The sequence below is a fragment of the Streptomyces otsuchiensis genome (genome assembly GCF_004305975.1).
GTDB classification, from domain to species: domain Bacteria; phylum Actinomycetota; class Actinomycetes; order Streptomycetales; family Streptomycetaceae; genus Streptomyces; species Streptomyces otsuchiensis.
This window is the reverse complement of the sequence record NZ_BHZI01000130.1, coordinates 1-17,017: the sequence shown is the minus strand read 5'-3', so window position 1 is coordinate 17,017 and position 17,017 is coordinate 1. Positions and strand designations below refer to the sequence as shown.

At 73.5% G+C, this 17,017-nt stretch carries 19 protein-coding genes and 1 pseudogene; 6 read left to right on the top strand and 14 right to left on the bottom strand.

All coding sequences use genetic code 11. The features are described 5' to 3' along the window. Positions 1-186 precede the first annotated feature (186 nt). Both E0D90_RS14200 and E0D90_RS14195 read left to right on the top strand, forming a co-directional pair. Positions 187-855, top strand: coding sequence for a potassium channel family protein (locus E0D90_RS14200; protein WP_103503701.1), 669 nt, complete (start codon positions 187-189; stop codon positions 853-855). Next, a pseudogene (locus E0D90_RS14195) lies at positions 852-1,526 on the top strand (potassium channel family protein); the annotation flags it as partial. The gene E0D90_RS14200 and the pseudogene E0D90_RS14195, both read left to right, overlap by 4 nt. A gap of 289 nt (positions 1,527-1,815) precedes the next feature. Here the strand turns inward: E0D90_RS14195 and E0D90_RS14190 are convergent. The 4 genes from E0D90_RS14190 to dut all read right to left on the bottom strand — a co-directional run bounded on the left by E0D90_RS14190 (position 1,816) and on the right by dut (position 4,512). Further along, the gene (locus tag E0D90_RS14190; protein WP_227870218.1) at positions 1,816-2,676 is read right to left on the bottom strand and encodes a DUF3159 domain-containing protein; all 861 of its coding nucleotides are present in this window, start codon (positions 2,674-2,676) and stop codon (positions 1,816-1,818) included. Positions 2,677-2,680: 4 nt separating this feature from the next. Next, positions 2,681-3,085, bottom strand: a complete 405-nt coding sequence (locus E0D90_RS14185) for an OB-fold nucleic acid binding domain-containing protein (RefSeq protein ID WP_227870217.1) — start codon at positions 3,083-3,085, stop codon at positions 2,681-2,683. A gap of 178 nt (positions 3,086-3,263) precedes the next feature. Next, on the bottom strand, positions 3,264-4,025 hold the full coding sequence (locus E0D90_RS14180) for a DUF3710 domain-containing protein (RefSeq protein WP_227870216.1): 762 nt from the start codon (positions 4,023-4,025) through the stop codon (positions 3,264-3,266). Position 4,026: 1 nt separating this feature from the next. Then, positions 4,027-4,512, bottom strand: coding sequence for a dUTP diphosphatase (dut, locus tag E0D90_RS14175; protein ID WP_130798470.1), 486 nt, complete (start codon positions 4,510-4,512; stop codon positions 4,027-4,029). A 93-nt stretch (positions 4,513-4,605) separates the two neighbouring features. On the opposite strand from dut, the gene E0D90_RS14170 reads away from it, so the two are divergent. Continuing rightward, positions 4,606-5,085, top strand: a complete 480-nt coding sequence (locus E0D90_RS14170) for a DUF3093 domain-containing protein (RefSeq protein ID WP_103503705.1) — start codon at positions 4,606-4,608, stop codon at positions 5,083-5,085. 58 nt (positions 5,086-5,143) lie between these two features. Here E0D90_RS14170 and E0D90_RS14165 read toward each other — a convergent pair whose 3' ends face one another. The 3 genes from E0D90_RS14165 to E0D90_RS14155 form a co-directional block, all read right to left on the bottom strand. Next, positions 5,144-5,443: a DUF4193 domain-containing protein gene (locus E0D90_RS14165; protein WP_103503706.1), complete on the bottom strand. Its 300-nt coding sequence runs from the start codon at positions 5,441-5,443 to the stop codon at positions 5,144-5,146. A 269-nt stretch (positions 5,444-5,712) separates the two neighbouring features. Next, the gene (locus tag E0D90_RS14160) at positions 5,713-6,972 is read right to left on the bottom strand and encodes a sensor histidine kinase (RefSeq protein ID WP_130798468.1); all 1,260 of its coding nucleotides are present in this window, start codon (positions 6,970-6,972) and stop codon (positions 5,713-5,715) included. Further along, positions 6,969-7,628, bottom strand: coding sequence for a response regulator transcription factor (locus E0D90_RS14155; RefSeq protein WP_103503708.1), 660 nt, complete (start codon positions 7,626-7,628; stop codon positions 6,969-6,971). The genes E0D90_RS14160 and E0D90_RS14155 overlap by 4 nt, the downstream gene beginning before the upstream one ends. A gap of 378 nt (positions 7,629-8,006) precedes the next feature. Here E0D90_RS14155 and E0D90_RS27225 point away from each other — a divergent pair, with 378 nt between their 5' ends. Next, positions 8,007-8,177 carry a hypothetical protein gene (locus E0D90_RS27225; protein WP_170214976.1) on the top strand — a complete coding sequence of 57 codons (171 nt, stop codon included), beginning with the start codon at positions 8,007-8,009 and terminating at the stop codon, positions 8,175-8,177. 109 nt (positions 8,178-8,286) lie between these two features. Here E0D90_RS27225 and E0D90_RS14150 read toward each other — a convergent pair whose 3' ends face one another. Both E0D90_RS14150 and E0D90_RS14145 read right to left on the bottom strand, forming a co-directional pair. Then, positions 8,287-9,102: an inositol monophosphatase family protein gene (locus E0D90_RS14150; protein ID WP_103503709.1), complete on the bottom strand. Its 816-nt coding sequence runs from the start codon at positions 9,100-9,102 to the stop codon at positions 8,287-8,289. Positions 9,103-9,220: 118 nt separating this feature from the next. Continuing rightward, a complete protein-coding gene (locus E0D90_RS14145) occupies positions 9,221-10,345 on the bottom strand; it encodes a ferrochelatase (protein WP_130798466.1) in 1,125 nt (374 codons plus the stop codon). Between the two features lie 441 nt (positions 10,346-10,786). On the opposite strand from E0D90_RS14145, the gene sepH reads away from it, so the two are divergent. Beyond that, complete coding sequence (gene sepH, locus E0D90_RS14140) at positions 10,787-11,800, top strand: septation protein SepH (protein ID WP_130798464.1); 1,014 nt, start codon at positions 10,787-10,789, stop codon at positions 11,798-11,800. A 101-nt stretch (positions 11,801-11,901) separates the two neighbouring features. Here the strand turns inward: sepH and E0D90_RS14135 are convergent, their stop codons facing one another. Next, positions 11,902-12,729, bottom strand: a complete 828-nt coding sequence (locus E0D90_RS14135; protein WP_130798462.1) for a sulfurtransferase — start codon at positions 12,727-12,729, stop codon at positions 11,902-11,904. Between the two features lie 155 nt (positions 12,730-12,884). On the opposite strand from E0D90_RS14135, the gene E0D90_RS14130 reads away from it, so the two are divergent. After that, positions 12,885-13,658 (top strand): VOC family protein, encoded by a 774-nt coding sequence (locus E0D90_RS14130; RefSeq protein ID WP_130798460.1) that lies wholly within the window; start codon positions 12,885-12,887, stop codon positions 13,656-13,658. A 138-nt stretch (positions 13,659-13,796) separates the two neighbouring features. Here the strand turns inward: E0D90_RS14130 and E0D90_RS14125 are convergent, their stop codons facing one another. The 4 genes from E0D90_RS14125 to E0D90_RS14110 form a co-directional block, all read right to left on the bottom strand. Then, positions 13,797-14,477, bottom strand: coding sequence for a thymidine kinase (locus tag E0D90_RS14125; RefSeq protein WP_103503714.1), 681 nt, complete (start codon positions 14,475-14,477; stop codon positions 13,797-13,799). A 12-nt stretch (positions 14,478-14,489) separates the two neighbouring features. Next, the gene (locus E0D90_RS14120) at positions 14,490-15,695 is read right to left on the bottom strand and encodes an alkaline phosphatase family protein (RefSeq protein ID WP_130798458.1); all 1,206 of its coding nucleotides are present in this window, start codon (positions 15,693-15,695) and stop codon (positions 14,490-14,492) included. Further along, entirely contained in the window at positions 15,692-16,279 is a 588-nt protein-coding gene (locus E0D90_RS14115) for a DUF5998 family protein (RefSeq protein WP_103503719.1), read from the bottom strand. Before E0D90_RS14115 ends, E0D90_RS14120 begins: the two co-directional genes overlap by 4 nt. Positions 16,280-16,405: 126 nt before the next feature. Continuing rightward, on the bottom strand, positions 16,406-17,017 hold a 612-nt coding region (locus E0D90_RS14110), incomplete at its 5' end, for an acetate--CoA ligase family protein (RefSeq protein ID WP_170214975.1).

Below are 17,017 nucleotides of genomic sequence, written 5' to 3'. Positions count from 1 at the left end.
GGTGGGGAGGGGACGCTCACCGGGCCGGACGGGGCGCGCACCGGGCCGGGCGGGCCGCCCGCGACCGAGCGTTCCGGCGAACGGCGGGCCGGACCCGGGTGCCGCCGTTCGCCGGGCCGGGGCGCGCGGCAGCCGCCGCGGGCTTAGCGTGAGCCGGAGAGTCACCGGTCACCGGGGGTCACTGCGATGCACATCGTCATCATGGGTTGCGGCAGGGTCGGTGCGGCGCTGGCGGCGGGCCTGGAGGAGCTGGACCACTCGGTCGCGGTGATCGACCGCGACCCGGCCGCCTTCCGCCGCCTGGGTTCCGGTTTCGCCGGGCGCCGGATCACCGGCGTCGGGTTCGACCGCGACACCCTCACCGACGCCGGGATCACCGACGCCGGTGCTTTCGCCGCCGTGAGCAGCGGCGACAACTCCAACATCATCGCGGCCCGGGTCGCCCGCGAGATCTTCGGCGTGGAGAACGTCGCCGCCCGCGTCTACGACATGCGCCGCGCGGAGATCTACGAGCGGCTGGGCATCCCCACGGTGGCGACCGTGCGCTGGACCACGGGGCAGATGCTGCGGCGGCTGCTCCCCTCCGGCGCCGAGCCCCTGTGGCGCGACCCGGCCGGCACCCTGGAACTCGCCGAGTTGCCGGTGGCCGCGTCCTGGCTGGGCCACCGGGTCAGCGCCTTCCAGGACCGGACCGGCGTACGCGTCGCGTTTCTCACCCGTCTGGGTGAACCGATGCTGCCGCATTCACGGACGGTGCTCCAGGACGGCGACCTCGTGCACGTCCTGATGCACTCCGACCGGGTCGCCGACATCGAGGCGGCCGCGCTGCGCGGACCGGAGGAGGCCGGACGATGAGGGTGATGATCGCCGGAGCCGGCGCGGTGGGGGTCTCGGTCGCCACCGAACTGCTGGAGAACGGTCACGAAGTGCTGCTGATCGACGTCTCGGCGGACGCCGTGCGGGTGGGCCGGGAACCCCGGGCGGAGTGGCTGCTGGCCGACGCCTGCGAGATCACCACCCTGGACGACGCGGCGCTGGAGCGCTGCCACGCCGTCATCGCCGCGACCGGCGACGACAAGGTCAATCTGGTCGTCTCGTTGCTGGCCCGGACCGAGTTCGGGGTGGACCGGGTGGTCGCCCGGGTGAACGACCCGAGGAACGAGTGGCTGTTCAACGAGGGCTGGGGCGTCGATGTCGCCGTGTCGACACCTCGCCTGATGTCCGCCCTGGTGGAGGAGGCCGTCAGCGTCGGAGACCCGGTGCGGCTGCTGCGCTTCAGCCAGGGCGACGCCGGACTGGTGGAGGTGACGCTCCCGGCGGACGCCGCGCTGGTCGGCGCCCGCGTCGGGGAGGTGGTCTGGCCCCGGGACGTGGCGCTGGTGAGCGTGATCCGCGCCGCCCACGTGCTGCTGCCCGAGCCCGACGAGGTACTGGCGGCCGGCGACGAACTGCTGCTGGTGGCGACCACCGCCGGGGAGCGCATGCTCTCCGGCCTGTTCTCCCCGCCGCGAGCCGCCGGCCCGGGAACGGAACCACCGCCGTCGAACCCGTCAAGCCCGGCGGGGACGGCCCCGGCCGACCCCCGGAACGTGGACGAGGAAGCGGACGAGGACGAGGACGAGGAGAACGGCTCCGGGCCACCCCGCCCCCGGCCGGAAACACCTCCGGCACCACGGGAGGAACCGCCCCCTCGGTGACCGGCCCCGCGCGGTGCGCCCGGGTCCCGGAAAAAGCGGCGGCGGGCCGGTACCGCACCGATGGTGCGACACCGGCCCGCCGCCGGAAGAGAACGGGAGACCCGCGCGAAGGCCCGCGTCAGTAGCGGTGGCCACCCGCCGGCCCCTGACCGGGCTCACCCGGCCCCGGAGCGCCGGCGCCGTCCGCGAACGCGGCACCGTCCGGACGCGCGGCGCCCTCCGTGACGGGCTCGCCGCCACCGGCGCCCCGCCGCTCGGCGGCTTCCTTCTCCGCCGCCTCCTCGGCCTCCATCTCGGCGATCACGTCGATGGGCGGCGGCGCCTTCACCAGGATGATCCAGGTGAAGTAGACGGCGACCAGGAACGGCGGGATGCCGAGCGCGACGCGCAGCCAGCCCAGCTGGGTGGCGTCGCCCCAGAAGTAGATCGGGAAGGTGATCGCCGACTTGGCGAGCAGGATGCCGCCCCAGACGTAGCTGGCCTTGACGTAGGCGCGCTTACGGCCGGGGTTGCGGGTGCGCCAGGAGAGGTTCTCCTTGAACACCGGGCCCAGGATCAGTCCCAGCAGGGGCACCCCGCACGCCGCGGTGATGACGTAGCCCAGTCCCAGTCCGAGCGTGTAGACCATGCCCGGCAGGTAGAAGTTCTTGGCGTCGCCCGTCATCATCGCGAACACCGCGCCGATGACCACGCCGAAGACGCCGCTGAAGGCGTGCTTGGTGGTGCCGCGCTGGACGAGCCGGGCCAGGAACATCACTCCCGTGATGCCGAGGGCCAGGATGGCCGACATGTGGATGTCGCGGGTGATGGTGTAGCAGAGCACGAAGACCAGACCGGGCACGGTGGTCTCCACCATGCCCCGGACGCCGCCGAACGCTTCGAAGAACGCCGCCTTGGTGGCCTGCTCGTCGGCGATCTGCGGGCCGTCCGGCAGCCCCTTTGCCAGGGCCTCGGTGGCCTGCTTGTCGAGTGAGGTCACCCACCTACTCCGTTCCGGGAGGTCGTAGCTCGTATCTGGGGTTGAACAGCACCGGACGGCCGTCGAGCGACGCCACCCGTCCGGAGGCGGTCAGTCGTCCGCCCGGCACGACACCGGCGAGCTGCCGCCGGCCGAGCCAGACCACGCTCATCGAGGCCGTCCCGTCGTCCAGGTCGGCCCGCAGCGCGGGCGCGCCGCCCACCGGGCGGGCACTGACCGCACGCAGCGTACCGCTGACAGTGACCAGCGGTCTCCCTCGTGCCGTCACCCGGCACTCGGAGATACGGCGCCGGTCGGCCTCGGAGAGGCCGTCGCCGTGACTCGGCAGGCTGTCGCGGGGCGCTTCGGGGCGGATCGGCAACCACCACTTCCACCCCGGTCGCTCCTCGTTCCGGCCGCCGCGCGTCATGCTTTCAGCCTAACCGTCCGGCGGGGCACCCGAACCTCGACGCGCGCCCGGGACGGTCCCGGCCGTCCGGCCCCGGACATGCCGACGCCCCCGGCGACGACTCGCGACGGTCGCCACGGGGGCGTTCCGGTCGCGCGCCGCACGGGGGCGTCGGCGGTGTCCTGTGTGACCCGGGAGGTCAGCGGACCTCGGTGGTCTCCGGGCCGCGGCGCAGCTTGTCCATGCCGCCGGCGAACCGGGACGGGGCGGCCTCGGTGCTCTCCGCCTGCTGCTGGCGCACGCCTTCGGGCACCATCTTGGCGTCCTCGGGGAGCTTCAGCACGATCGGGTCGCGGGGCGCCATCGGCGAATCGCCGCGCACCACCACGGTGTCGCGGAAGATCTGCTCCAGCAACCCGGCGGCCTGCGGCTGCACCGCACCCTGGCCGGAGATGACACCGCGCAGGAACCAGCGCGGGCCGTCGACGCCGACGAACCGCACGACCTGCATACCGCGCTTGCCGTCGGGCAGCTGGACCGGCACCTTGGCGCGCAGCTCCCAGCCCAGCGGGCCCTCGCCTTCGTCGATGACACCGCCCTGCTGGGTGATGCCGGCGCCGATCTCCTCGCGCACCTCGCCCCAGATGCCCTCGCGCTTGGGCGCGGCGAAGGCCTGGAGCTGGATGGCGCTGTCCTTGAGCACGATGGTCGCGGCGACGATGGAGTCGCCGGCGACCTCGACGCGCAGTTCCATGCCCTGCACACCGGGCACGTACATGCCGCCCAGGTCGACGCGGCCCTTGCCCGGCTCACTGAGCTCGCTCGCGTCCCACGGGCCTTCCGGCCGGGGGGCGGGCTCCAGCTTGACGCGGCGCATCTCGGCCTCGTCCGGGGCCTCCTGCGCGGTGGGGTCGACGCCCGCTTCGGGCTCCTCGTTCCGCTTGTGGCGACGTCCGAACACGTCACTGTCCTTTCAGGGCGTAGGAGTTGTGCTCACCGGAATGGCCTCCGGAGGACCCGAAGCCCCCGGTGCCGCGTGCCGACCCGGGCAGCTGTGCCACCTCGTGGAAGCGCACGGCCTCGACTCGCTGGACCACCAGCTGCGCGACGCGGTCCAGCCGCTCGAAGCGCACGTTCTTCCGGGGGTCGAGGTTGATCACGATGACCTTGATCTCTCCACGGTACCCGGCGTCCACCGTGCCCGGGGTGTTCACCAGGGCGACCCCGCATCGCGCGGCGAGCCCGGAACGCGGGTGCACAAAGGCGGCGTACCCGTCGGGAAGGGCGATCGAAACCCCGGTCGGCAGCACGGCCCGCTCCCCCGGCGCCAGCTCGGCGGCCTCGGTGGTCACCAGGTCGCACCCGGCGTCTCCGGGGTGCGCCCGCGCGGGCAGGGGGACGTCGGGATCGGTCCGACGGACGAGGACATCCACGGGTGCGTGGTTCACTCTGGTCACCTCAATGGATTCCGGTCAGCACTCACGGTGCAGACCCTACCGCCGCGCGGTGCCCGTCGTGCCCCGCCTGCCATGCTTGGTGCCATGCAGCAGTACGACGAACGACTCCACGTCCCCCGCAGCTGGTGGCTGCTCGGTCTGCTCGGCGCGGCGCTGGTGGGCGTCACACTCCTGCCACTGGGTGTGATCCCGCTGCTGGCGGGCCTCGCGGCCGCCGCGGCCGCCGCCGGGGTGGCGCTCAGCGCGTACGGCTCCGCGCGTATCCGTGTCGTGGGAGACGCGCTGGTGGCGGGCCCCGCCCGGGTGCCGCTGAGCGCGCTCGGCACGCCGCGCGCGCTGGACGCGGCGGAGGCCCTGGCGTGGCGGACGCACCGGGCGGACGCCCGGGCACATCTGCTGCTGCGCGGCTACATCCCCACCGCGGTACGGGTGGAGGTCACCGACCCGCAGGACCCCACACCGTATCTGTACCTCTCCACGCGCCACCCGCAGCGGCTGGCGCGTGCTCTCTCCGGCGGGCGGACCGCGCCGCCGGAGCCGACCGTCCGGGAAGCGGAGCACTGACGACCGTTCCGGGCGAGACCCCCGCGGCCCCGCCCGTCGTGTGTTCCGCCGCCCGGCGTCACGCCGCGCAGTCGCGGCAGATCGGGTGGCCGTTCTTCTCGGCGGCCAGCTGCGACCGGTGGTGCACCAGGAAGCAGCTCATGCAGGTGAACTCGTCAGCCTGGCGGGGCAGCACCCGAACGGACAGCTCTTCGTTGGAGAGGTCGGCGCCGGGGAGTTCCAGGCCCTCGGCCTGCTCGAACTCGTCGACGTCGACGTTCGAGGCCGACTTGTCGTTCCGCCTCGCCTTCAGCTCCTCGATGCTGTCCTCGTTGACATCGTCCTCTGTCTTGCGTGGAGTGTCGTAATCCGTAGCCATATCGAATCTCCCCCTCTGGGTGTCTGGTGTCTCCAGCGCTGGTAACGCGCGAGAGGCCGGTCTTGTGCCCGACCTGAGGCGGAGATTTTGCCTCACTTCAAGCCCTGTTATTCAACCGACACGTAGCCGGACGCCTGAAGAGGTGACGATCCGGGCTGCCAGTCGGGCCCCGCGCCGGAGGAACGGCCGGTGGGAGCCAGTCCCCGCAACCCCTCGGGGCGGCGCGTATGGGATTGGTCACATCTGGCGCTTCCTGCCGCTACATCATCTCAGACCGGCAGAAAGACCCGCATCGTGAGTCCCCCGTTCTCGCGCGGTTCGGCCGTCACCGAGCCGCCGTGGGCGCGGGCGACCGAGCGGACGATGGACAGACCGAGACCGACGCCCTTGTCGCTGCCCGTGCGCTCGGTCCGCAGCCGGCGGAACGGCTCGAACATATTGTCCACCTCGTAGGCGGGCACGACGGGGCCGGTGTTCTCCACCACCAGCTCCGCCACAGAGCCGCGGACGCCGGTCTCCACCAGCACCCAGCCGCCCTCGGGCAGGTTGTAGCGCACGGCGTTCTGCACGAGGTTCAGGGCGATCCGCTCCAGCAGCACGCCGTTGCCGCGGACGTAGGAGGGTCTGCGGGCACCGCGCAGCTCCACCCCGGCGGTCTCCGCCTCGGCGCGGCTCTGCTGCACGGCGCGGTCGGCCACCTCGGCGAGGTCGACGGGCTTGCGGTCGACGATCTCGTTGTCGCTGCGGGCGAGCAGCAGCAGGCCCTCCACCAGCTGCTCGCTGCGCTCGTTGGTGGCGAGCAGGGTCCGGCCGAGCTGGGTGAGCTCGGGGGACGCCTGCGGGTCGGAGAGCTGGACCTCCAGCAGGGTCCGGTTGATCGCCAGCGGGGTCCGCAGCTCGTGCGAGGCGTTGGCGACGAAGCGCTGTTGTGCGGTGAAGGCCCGGTCGATGCGGTCCAGCATCTCGTCGAAGGTGTCGGCCAGCTCCTTGAGCTCGTCGTCGGGGCCTGCCAGCTCGATGCGGCGGTGCAGGTCGGAGCCGGCGACGCGGCGGGCGGTGCGGGTGATGTGGCCGAGCGGGCTCAGCACGCGCCCGGCCATGACGTACCCGAAGGCGAACGCCGCGACCGCCAGCCCCAGCAGGGCCAGCAGCGAACGGCTCAGCAGCACGTCGAGCGCGGCGCTGCGCTGGATGTCCGCGCACTCCGCGTACCAGACCCGGAAGGTCTCGGCGTCGACCTCGCCCCGGAGCCCCCGGCAGGCGTCGGAGGTGATCTCCACCTCGGCCTGGCTGCGGAAGCGGAACGGGACGGCGCTGCCGTCGTGCAGGGCGTTGGCGGCGAGCAGGTAGATGATGCCCAGCAGCACGATCCCGGCCATGAGGAACATCCCGCCGTAGAGCAGGGTGAGCCGGATCCGGATCGTGGGCCGCAGCCAGGGCGTGGCGCGCTCGGCGGCTCCGGGGTCCCAGTCAGGTTTGGGCGGGGTGGCCGGGCCGGAGGGCGGTCGGGGCGGCGGCGGGGCGGTCACTGGCCGATCCGGTAGCCGGCGCCCGGCACGGTGGTGATGACCGGCGGTTCACCCAGTTTGCGGCGCAGCGTCATGACGGTGACGCGCACCACGTTGGTGAACGGGTCGGTGTTCTCGTCCCAGGCCTTCTCCAGCAGCTGCTCGGCGGAGACGACACTGCCCTCCGCGCGCATCAGGACCTCCAGGACGGCGAACTCCTTGGGAGCGAGCTGGACCACGCGCTCGTCGCGGAAGACCTCTCGCCGGTTGGGGTCGAGCCGGATTCCGGCGCGCTCCAGCACCGGGGGCAGCGCCGCGGTGGCGCGGCGGCCCAGTGCCCTTACGCGGGCGACGAGTTCGGTGAAGGCGAACGGCTTGGGCAGGTAGTCGTCGGCGCCGATCTCCAGGCCCTCGACCCGGTCGCTGACGTCGCCCGAGGCGGTCAGCATCAGGACCCGCGTGGTCAGGCCGAGGCCGACGATGTGGCGGCAGACGTCGTCGCCGTGGACCAGGGGCAGGTCGCGGTCGAGCACCACCACGTCGTAGTCGTTGACGTCGACGCGTTCCTGGGCCGCGGCGCCGTCGTAGACGACGTCCACCGCCATGGCCTCGCGGCGCAGCCCGGTGGCCACGGCGTCGGCCAGCAGTTGCTCGTCCTCGACGACGAGTACGCGCACCTTCGGTCCTCCTGTGTCAGTGGCTCCGCTCGGCGCGGGGCCCGTCGTCCGGCCATCCTCCCCCGGCGCGGGGTAAACCGGCGGTTAGCGCCGGCCGGCCCGTCCCCGGGAACCGGCGGACCGGGCCCGCGGGCGGCCCCGTCGGGCACCGCGTGGGGCACTGCGGGCCGCGTGGGCCGGACGGCGCCGGCCGGTGGGTGATTTTTCTTCCGGGGTGGACAGGTTTCCCCGTCGCACGGCGGGGGGAAGACCCTCAGACACCCTGCGGTCGCCCTCGCCAGGCGGTAAGCCGAACCACGCTGCCGACCTGCCGGACAGAGCTGTGACCGTGAACCATCGGCACTCCGTGCCACCGACCAGAGAGTAGGGGGCATCCCCATGGACGCGTTCACCGCGGGCATCCTGCAGCGCATACAGCACGCCGAGTCCAGCCTGCACGAGGCACAGGAGACCGGCGACGTGTACACCGTGGACGTCGAACAGGCGGAGCTCGACGATCTGCGCCGGATCGCCGCCGACCACGGTGTCGAGGTGGGCACCAGCGCCTGACGGCGCCTCCCCTGAACCACGCCCGGTGTGCCCCTGGACCGATCCGGTCCGGGGGCACACTGGCGTGCGCGGCAGGGTGGCGGGGTTGCGGGCCGCCGTGTCAGCCGTGTCAGTCGTGGTGGGCGCCCAGCTCCTCCAGCAGCGGCTGGAGGACGGTGAAGACCCCCGGGGAGGCGGCCACGGTCAGATCGCCGTCGGCCGGGAGCCCGGGACGCCCGCCGACCAGCGCGCCCCCCTCGCGGGCGACGAGGTCTCCGGCGGCGAGGTCCCAGGGCGCGAGACCGCGCTCGTAGAAGGCGTCCAGCCGCCCGCCCCCGACGTCGCAGAGGTCGATGGCGGCCGAGCCGGAGCGCCGGATGTCACGGACCTGCGGGATGAGGTGCTGGGCGACGGCGGCCTGGTGCGTGCGGACCCGGGCCACGTAGTTGAAGCCGGTGCCGACGAGCGCCTGGTCCAGCGGGGGTGAGGGCCGGCAGGTCATCCGCTCGGGAGCGCGGTCGCCGCCGCTGCTCCAGGCGCCGCCGCCGAGGGTGGCGTAGTAGCTCTCGCCCCGCATGGGGGCGTCGACCGCGGCGGCCACGGTCTCGCCGTCCACCTGCGCGGCGATGGAGACGGCCCAGTTGGGCAGCCCGTAAAGGTAGTTCACGGTCCCGTCCAGCGGGTCGACGACCCAGCGGACCCCGCTGGTGCCCTCGGTGGTGCCGCCTTCTTCGCCGAGGACGGCGTCGTCGGGGCGGTGCTCGGCGAGGAACTCGGTGATGAGCTTCTCCGCGGCGAGGTCCATCTCGGTGACCACGTCGATGGGGCTGGACTTGGTAGCGGCGACGCCGAGGTCGGCGGGCCGGCCGTCGCGCAGCAGCCGGCCGGCGCGGGCGCCTGCCTCCCGGGCGAGTTCGAGCAGTTGAGCGGTGACGGCTTCGGACACGATGCTCCTCTTCGGTCCTCGGTGCGTTGCCCGCGCTGCCCCGTCCGCCGGGTCCGGCGGCGCTGCCGGCCGGGTGGCGGGGTGCGGTACGGGCGGGTTCGTGGCCGGCCGGCGCCGATCAGGGGCTGTCGGCTCCGGCGGCGGTGGGGCGGGGCGTCCGGCCGGGGCAGCAGCCCACGGGACACACGTCGTGGGAGGGGCCGAGGTCACCGAGCGCGCAGCGCTCCGGCCGGGCCCCCCGTTCACCGGCGGCGCGCTCCAGCACCAGGTCGCGGACGGCGGCGAGGAAGCGCGGGTCGGCGCCGACGGTGGCCGACCGGACCGCCGGCAGCCCGAGTTCGGCGGCGACGTCCATCGCCTCGGTGTCGAGGTCGTAGCGGACCTCCATGTGGTCGGAGACGAAGCCGACCGGCGCCATGACGACGGCCGGGGCGCCGTCGCCGTGCAGGGCGCGCAGGTGGTCGCAGATGTCCGGCTCCAGCCAGGGGATGTGCGGCGGGCCGCTGCGCGACTGGTAGACCAGCTCCCAGGGGTGGGCGGTGCCGGTGGCGTCGGTGACGGCGTCCGCGATCTGCCGGGCGGCGTCCAGGTGCTGGGCGACATAGGCGCCGCCGGGCCCGTGGCTCGCGGGCGGGCCGGAGGTGTCGGCCGCGGAGACGGGGATGGAGTGGGTGCAGAACGCGAGGTGGGCGCCGTCGCGGACGTCCTCGGGCAGCCGGGCCAGCGCGTCGAGGACGCCGTCGGTCATGGTGCGGAGGAATCCGGGGTGGTTGAAGTAGACCCGGAGCTTGTCGGTCCGCGGTGGGTTCAGCCCTTCGGCCAGCAGTGTCTCCCGGGCGGCGCCGAGGTCCTCGCGGTACTGGCGGCAGCCGGAGTAGGAGGAGTAGGCCGAGGTGGCGAGCGTCAGGACACGGCGGTGCCCGGCCTCGGTCATCTCCCGGAGCGTGTCGGTGACGTAGGGCGGCCAGTTGCGGTTGCCCCAGTACACCGGCAGTTCCAGGCCGTGCGCGGCGAAGTCCTCACGGAGGCCGTCGAGAAGGCGGCGGTTCTGCTCGTTGATGGGGCTCACGCCGCCGAAGAGGTAGTAGTGCTGGCCCACTTCCTCCAGCCGCTCGCGCGGGATGCCGCGCCCACGGGTGACGTTCTCCAGGAACGGCACGACGTCGTCGGGGCCCTCGGGCCCGCCGAAGGAGAGCAGCAGCAGCGCGTCGTAGGGCGCCGGGTCGGTCGGGTGGTGCGACATGTCGCCATCCTCCCACCACCGCTCCCCGGGACCCGCCCGGGCCACTGCGCGTGGTGACGTCGGCCCGGAACTCGACCAAGACAGGCACGACGCACCACGACGCACCACGACACGCCGCGACACGCCCGGGAAGCGCTTCCCGCGCCCCGCGTCTCTTACGAGTGGAGAAGTTCAGGTCGTTACTTCCGGGCCCCCGTGGCCCGAATGGAGTAGTGTGTCAACTCCTGGCTACAGCCCCCGTAGACCGGCCGCGGTACCTCATCCGCGCCGGTCACCGCATGTGGGAACGCGGCCACCGTGCCACAGCGGTGGACTGGGGTCCCGGCCCGACTCGCCGGGCAGGTCGGCAAGGTTGTGGCAGGCTGCACCCGGGCAGGAAACATTCGCCCAACTGGGGCAGCGACGCACGAGACGTCGGCAGGCACCACCCGGGAGGTTCACGTGCCCGAACTGCGTGTCGTGGCCGTCAGCAACGACGGCACACGACTGGTGCTGAAGGCTGCCGACAACACGGAATACACGCTCCCGATCGACGAGCGCCTGCGCGCCGCGGTGCGCAACGACCGCGCCCGGCTGGGGCAGATCGAGGTCGAGAGCCATCTGCGGCCCCGCGACATCCAGGCCCGCATAAGGGCCGGCGCCACGGCCGAGGAAGTCGCCGACTTCGCCGGCATCGCGGTGGACCGGGTGCGCCGCTTCGAGGGTCCGGTCCTCGCCGAACGCGCCTTCATGGCCGAGCGTGCCCGCAAGACGCCGGTACGTCGTCCGGGTGAGTCCGCGGGCCCGCAGCTCGGTGACGCGGTCGCCGAACGGCTGATGGCGCGCGGCGCGTCCAAGGACTCGGTGCGCTGGGACTCCTGGCGCCGGGACGACGGCACCTGGGAGGTGCTGCTGGTCTACCGGGTCGCGACCGAGACCCACTCCGCGAGCTGGATGTTCGACCCGCCCCGGCGCCTGGTCCAGGCGGTGGACGACGAGGCGCGGACGCTGCTGGGTGACACCGGTGACGCCCCCGAGCCGAGCACCCCGTTCGTGCCGCGGATCGCCCGGCTGCCCCGCGAGGGCGAAGGGCAGCGGCCGAGGGTCTCGACCAGCCGCGCTCCCGGTGACGGATTGAGCGGGCCGTCCGAGCCCGACTCGCTCACCAGCCTCCTGGAGGCGGTCCCCAGCTTCCGGGGCGATCTGACGCCGCCGGTGGAGGCACCGGCAGCCGAGGTGGTCAGCGGTGAGGAGTGCGTCGAGGACGTACCGGCCGCAGAGCGGTCGGCCGCGGCCGGCGCGGGGTCGGCGTACGCGGATGTGCTGATGCCGCGGGCGGTGGCGGGCCATCGGGACCGTCTGACCGGGAACACCGACCGGCAGGCGGAGGCGGACGGCGTCCGGCCCGGCCGCCGCGCGGCGGTGCCCAGCTGGGACGAGATCGTCTTCGGGACCCGGCGCAAGAAACAGGAGTGACGTCCGCCGCCCGGGCGGTGGACGCGAGGGGTTGACGGAGGGCGGGGAGCGATGTGCTCCCCGCCCTCTCGTCAACCCCCGGCGAGCAGCGGTTGCGGAGGTCAGCCGGGTTCGGCGCCGGTTGCCACGGGACGCTGGGGGTCGGCGGTCCATTCGCTCCAGGAACCGGGGTAGAGCGCGGCCTCAACCCCGGCGTTCGCCAGCGCCAGCACCTCGTGGGCGCCGGAGACCCCGGAGCCGCAGTAGACACCGACCTCCGTGCCGGGGGCGACGCCCAGCGCGGAGTAATGCGCGAGGAGTTCCGTTCGCGGGCGGAACCGGCCGTCGGCGCCGACGTTGTCGACAGTGGGGGCGGAGCGCGCCCCGGGGATGTGGCCACCGACCGGATCGATGGGTTCGACCTCGCCTCGGTAGCGCTCCCCGGCTCGGGCGTCGAGCAGCACACCGCTGCGGGCGAGCGCGGCGGCCGCGTCGGCGTCGAGAGTGGGCATGGCGCCGGGCGTGGGGGTGAAGTCACCGGCGGCCGGTTCCGGCACCTGACCGGTCAGCTCGCCGGTCCAGGCGGCGAGCCCACCGTCGAGGACCCGGACGTCCCCGTGCCCGGCCCAGCGCAGCAGCCACCAGGCACGGGCCGCGCCCCAGCCCTGCCCGCCGTCGTAGACGACGACAGGGGTGTCGGCACGGACCCCGGCGCGCCGCATGGCGGCGCCGAACTCCCCCGGCTCGGGCAGCGGATGGCGTCCTCCGGCGCCGGCCGGCGCGGCGAGCTCGGTGTCGAGGTCGACGTACACGGCGCCGGGCAGATGACCCTTCGCGTATTCCGGCCGGCCGGGCGGGCCGCCGAGCTGCCAGCGCACGTCGAGCAGCACGGGCGGGCGCCGCGTGTCCAGCGCGCTGATGAGGTCGGCCGCGGAGATGATGACAGTCATGGGCCCATTGTCGCCCTCGGGGCGGGGACGAGATGCCGGTTCTGCCCTGTCTCCGTTTGCGGCGGGTCACAAGGGGCAGGTACGACACTGAGTGTCCCTGCTTGCGCGGACGGCGACAGCGCGGGACCGCTCAGGTTTGATGAGGAGAGGCGACGATGACCGAGGCAGTGACCCGGCCGGGCCCGGGGATGCCCTGCTGGGTGAGTCTGATGGCTCACGATCTTCCGGCCGCGCAGAGGTTCTACAGCGAAATCTTCGGCTGGGAGTACGAACCGGGGCCAGGAACTCTCGGCCCCTACGTTCGGGCACTCAAGGACGGCGACCCCGTGGCGGGGCTGAACGCCACCGCGCGCCGGCTCGACAGCCCCGCCGCATGGCTGCCGCACGTCGCGGCACTCGATGCCGACCGGACGGCCAACACCGTGCGCGAGTGCGGCGGAACCGTCGCCGTGGGCCCGCTGGACGCCGCCGAGGACGGCCGGACGGCGATCGCCGCGGACATCGCCGGAGCCGGCTTCGGCATCTGGCAGATGGGCGAGGCGGGCGGCGGGGTGCCGTTCCGGCACTCCCCGGGCGCTCCGGTGTGGACGGAGCTGATCACCTCGGACGCCACCTGGGCGAGCAAGTTCTACCAGATGGTGTTCGGTTACCAGGCCCGCACCGCGCGCACCGTACCGGGTGCCGACCGGCTGACCCTGTACTTCGAGGACCAGCCGGTGTGCGGCATCCGCGGGGTGGACGGCCGTCTGCCCCGGGACCGCGGCTCGTACTGGCTGGTCTACTTCTCGGTCACCGACGCGGACGCCACGGCGGCCAGGCTGAGCGAGCTGGGCGGCGAGGTCATCGAGCCGGAGGAGACGCCGATCGGCCGGGTGATCCGCGCGACCGACCCGGAGGGCGCCCCCTTCGCACTGCTCCAGAGGCGCTGAACGCGGCCCACCACCGGGCACCGGCCGGGCGAGGCCCAGCGGGAAACACGACGAGGACGGGGGTTCGGCACACGCACCGGCGTGTGCCGAACCCCCGTCCTCGTCGGCGCGTGCGCGGGCCGAGACGCCCACCCGCCGTCAGGGGCGCGGCGCCGGCACCCCGGTGGCGTCCAGCGGCAGGGTGTCGGGCGAGATGGTCGCGGCGCCGGCCGCGGCGGCCGTCAGCCGGCGCCGGTGGTGGCGCCGGCAGAGCACCTCGTAGCCGGTGTTGCCGGTGCCGTCGGGGTTCTGGCCGATGTCCCCGACGACCACCTGGGCGCCCTCGACGACCATCCGGCCCTCGACCGTCCGGGCGTTGTGGGTGGCGCGGGCGCCGCACCAGCACAACGCCTCGACCTGCAACGTCTCGATGCGGTCGGCGAGTTCGATGAGGCGCTGGGAGCCGGGGAAGAGCCGGGTCCGGAAGTCGGTGGTGATACCGAACGCGAAGACGTCGATGCCGAGGTCGTCGACGATGCGGGCCAGCTGGTCGACCTGCTCGGAGGAGAGGAACTGCGCCTCGTCCGTGATGACGTAGTCCGCGCGGCGTCCTCCGGTGAGGTACTTCACCAGATGCAGATGGAAGTCGAACGCCTCGTCGGCCTCGACCGCCTCGGTGACGAGGCCGAGCCGGGAGGAGAGCCGGCCCTCCCCCGCCCGGTCGTTCCGGGTGAAGATCAGCCCCTCCAGGCCCCGCGCCGAGCGGTTGTGCTGGATCTGCAGCGCGAGCGTGCTCTTGCCGCAGTCCATCGTCCCCGAGAAGAAGGCGAGTTCAGCCATGGGTCGGCTCCGTCACGTACGTACCTCCAGGAGCGGGACGAGCTGTTCCGCGGGTGTCACCGAGCCGTGCATACCGACCAGCGCGGATTCGTTGGGTTCGGTCCGGGTCGCCACCACGGCGGCGTTCCCGGTCATCGCGACGACGACATCGCCGATCCGTCCCCGCACCCGGTCCGCGACCTCGGCGGGCGGGCCGAACCAGCCCAGTGCGATGGCCTCTTCGCGGGGGGCGACATAGGCGAGACCGGCCAGTACCTCCCGCCACACGGCGTGGACGTCACCGGCGGCGCCCGGCACCGCGTAGACGTGGCGGGCCCGGCCCTCACCGCCGAGCAGGGCGACGCCCGCGCTCAGCTCCCAGTCCTCGTCGAAGTCGAACCGGGCCTCCTCGGTCATCGGGACGTCGACCATGCCGTGATCGGCCGTCACATACAGCGCCGAACGGGGCGGCAGCTGCTCGGCGAGGCGCTGTGTCAGCGCGTCGACCCGGCGGAGCTGGTCCCGCCACTCCGGGGAGTCGAGGCCGTACCGGTGCCCGCAGCCGTCGAGTTCGGCGTAGTAGGTGTAGACGAGTGCGCGGTCCGCCTCGCCGAGGCGTCGGGCGGCGAGGTCCATCCGGTCCTCGGGCGCGTAACGGCCGCTCCAGGAACCGCCGGTGAGGGCGATCCGGGTAAGCGGGGTGCGCTCGAACTTCGGGTCGGAGACCTGGGCGGCGTACACGCCTGCCTCGTGGGCGCTCTGGAAGACCGTGGAGTGGGGCTGCCAGCGGTGCGGGTCGGTCCACGGGTCCCAGCGGAGCTGGTTCATCAGGACACCGGCGTCGGGGTCCAGGACCTTGTAGCCGACGAGGCCGTGTGCCCCGGGCGGCAGGCCGGTGCCCACCGAGGCGAGCGAGGTAGCGGTGGTGGAGGGAAAGGCGGCGGTGACCGGGGTACCGGTGCCCGCGCGCGAACCGGGCATCAGCGAGCTGAGGAAGGGTGCCAGCTCCCGGTGGTCGCGCAGCGCCTCCCAGCCCATGCCGTCCACCAGGAAGACGCAGACCCGGTCGGCGGGCGGCAGCACCAGCCCGGTGGTGGCGGGCATGCCGAAACCGGCGGTGACAGCGGGCAGCAGGTCGGCCAGCGACCCGGTGCCGTACTCCGGTACGGGGGCATCCCTGGGATCCAGCGGTACCGGGTCGAACGCCCCGAGCTCCGCCGCCGAGGGGTGGGAGGTCACCGGGCGGACACCGCCGTGGCCTCGGAGAGGGACTGGGCGAACCGCAGGGTCTGCTGGACGGTCTCCGGTCCGTCGCCCGCCTCGCTGATCCGCAGGGAGAGGTCGTCGGCCGTGGTGGAGCCGGTGTAGCCGTGGTCCGCCTCACAGTTGGGGTCGCCGCAGCTGGCGGGCTCCATGTCGATGCGGGAGAGCGCGCCCCAGCCGACCGTGAGCACGACCTCGTGCGGCGGGGTCCCGGGCCGGTAGGCCTCGGGGTCGGCGACGACCCGGCTCAGCACGACGGAGGAGATCCGGGAGAGCCGCACCGACTCGGTGGAGGTCGACGCGTAGGAGGCGGGCGCGGTGGAGTCGGCCGGCTGCTCGTCGGTGTGGCTGACGATGAACCGGGTGCCGGTCAGCACCAGGACCGTGATGTGGCGCCGTACCTCGTCGCTGTCGAAGGTGGTCTCCTGGTGGACCAGGTAGGAGACCACGGGCTCGCGGCCGATGGCGGCTTCGACGGCGTCGGCGACCAGCGCCGGGTAGTAGCCACTGCGTTCGATCGCCGCCCGCAGCCCCTGAGTGGTGGTACCGGTCTTCGCCATGCGCACCATCCTAAAGGGACACCGGGCCGCCCACGCCCCCACCGCCGTAGCGGCCACGGCGCGTCCCGGCCGGGCGGGGGCAGGGACCGCCGGAGGGGAAGGCGCGGCGGGGCGGACCGCGCGGCGTCAGTACGCGGGCAGGCGGCGCGGCCCGTAGCCGGAGCGGGGCGCGGGCGGCGCCGCACGGACGGTGGCGCCCAGCACGCTGACGCCGTGCGCCGCGACGACCACCGGTTCCAGTTCGACACCGGCGATGCCGGGGTGGTCGTCGAGCAGCCGGCCGAGCCGGGTGAGCAGCTCCGCGAGCGCGTCCGTGTCGACGGGTTCGGCGCCGCGCCAGCCGAAGAGCATGGGCGCCGCGCGGAGGGAACGGATCAGCTCGTGCGCCGCGCTGTCGGTGACCGGCAGCAGCCGGTGCGCGACATCGCCGAGGAGTTCGGACGGCGGCCCCGCCAGACCGAAGGAGAGCACCGCGCCGACCAGCGGATCGACGGTGGCGCGCACCACGGTGTCGACGCCGCGCGCGGCCATCGGCTGGAGTACGGCGCGGAGTTCGGCCGGATCGCCGAGCTGCTCGGCCAGTTCGGCGTAGGCGCGGCTCAGGTCGGCCTCGGTGGCGAGGCCGAGACGGATACCGCCGAGGTCGGGCCGGTGGCGCAGGTGCGGGGCGGTCGCTTTGAGGGCGACCGGGTAGCCCAGGCGGCGGGCGGCGGCGCGGGCCGCGGCCTCGTCGGGGGC

What these genes read in the sequence shown, in the direction of transcription:
- E0D90_RS14200 (WP_103503701.1), top strand. Translation starts at nt 187, where the DNA reads ATGCACATCGTCATCATGGGTTGCGGCAGGGTCGGTGCGGCGCTGGCG.
- E0D90_RS14185 (WP_227870217.1), bottom strand. Translation starts at nt 3,085, where the DNA reads ATGACGCGCGGCGGCCGGAACGAGGAGCGACCGGGGTGGAAGTGGTGG.
- E0D90_RS14170 (WP_103503705.1), top strand. Translation starts at nt 4,606, where the DNA reads ATGCAGCAGTACGACGAACGACTCCACGTCCCCCGCAGCTGGTGGCTG.
- E0D90_RS14165 (WP_103503706.1), bottom strand. Translation starts at nt 5,443, where the DNA reads ATGGCTACGGATTACGACACTCCACGCAAGACAGAGGACGATGTCAAC.
- E0D90_RS27225 (WP_170214976.1), top strand. Translation starts at nt 8,007, where the DNA reads ATGGACGCGTTCACCGCGGGCATCCTGCAGCGCATACAGCACGCCGAG.
- E0D90_RS14145 (WP_130798466.1), bottom strand. Translation starts at nt 10,345, where the DNA reads ATGTCGCACCACCCGACCGACCCGGCGCCCTACGACGCGCTGCTGCTG.
- E0D90_RS14135 (WP_130798462.1), bottom strand. Translation starts at nt 12,729, where the DNA reads ATGACTGTCATCATCTCCGCGGCCGACCTCATCAGCGCGCTGGACACG.
- E0D90_RS14130 (WP_130798460.1), top strand. Translation starts at nt 12,885, where the DNA reads ATGACCGAGGCAGTGACCCGGCCGGGCCCGGGGATGCCCTGCTGGGTG.
- E0D90_RS14125 (WP_103503714.1), bottom strand. Translation starts at nt 14,477, where the DNA reads ATGGCTGAACTCGCCTTCTTCTCGGGGACGATGGACTGCGGCAAGAGC.
- E0D90_RS14115 (WP_103503719.1), bottom strand. Translation starts at nt 16,279, where the DNA reads ATGGCGAAGACCGGTACCACCACTCAGGGGCTGCGGGCGGCGATCGAA.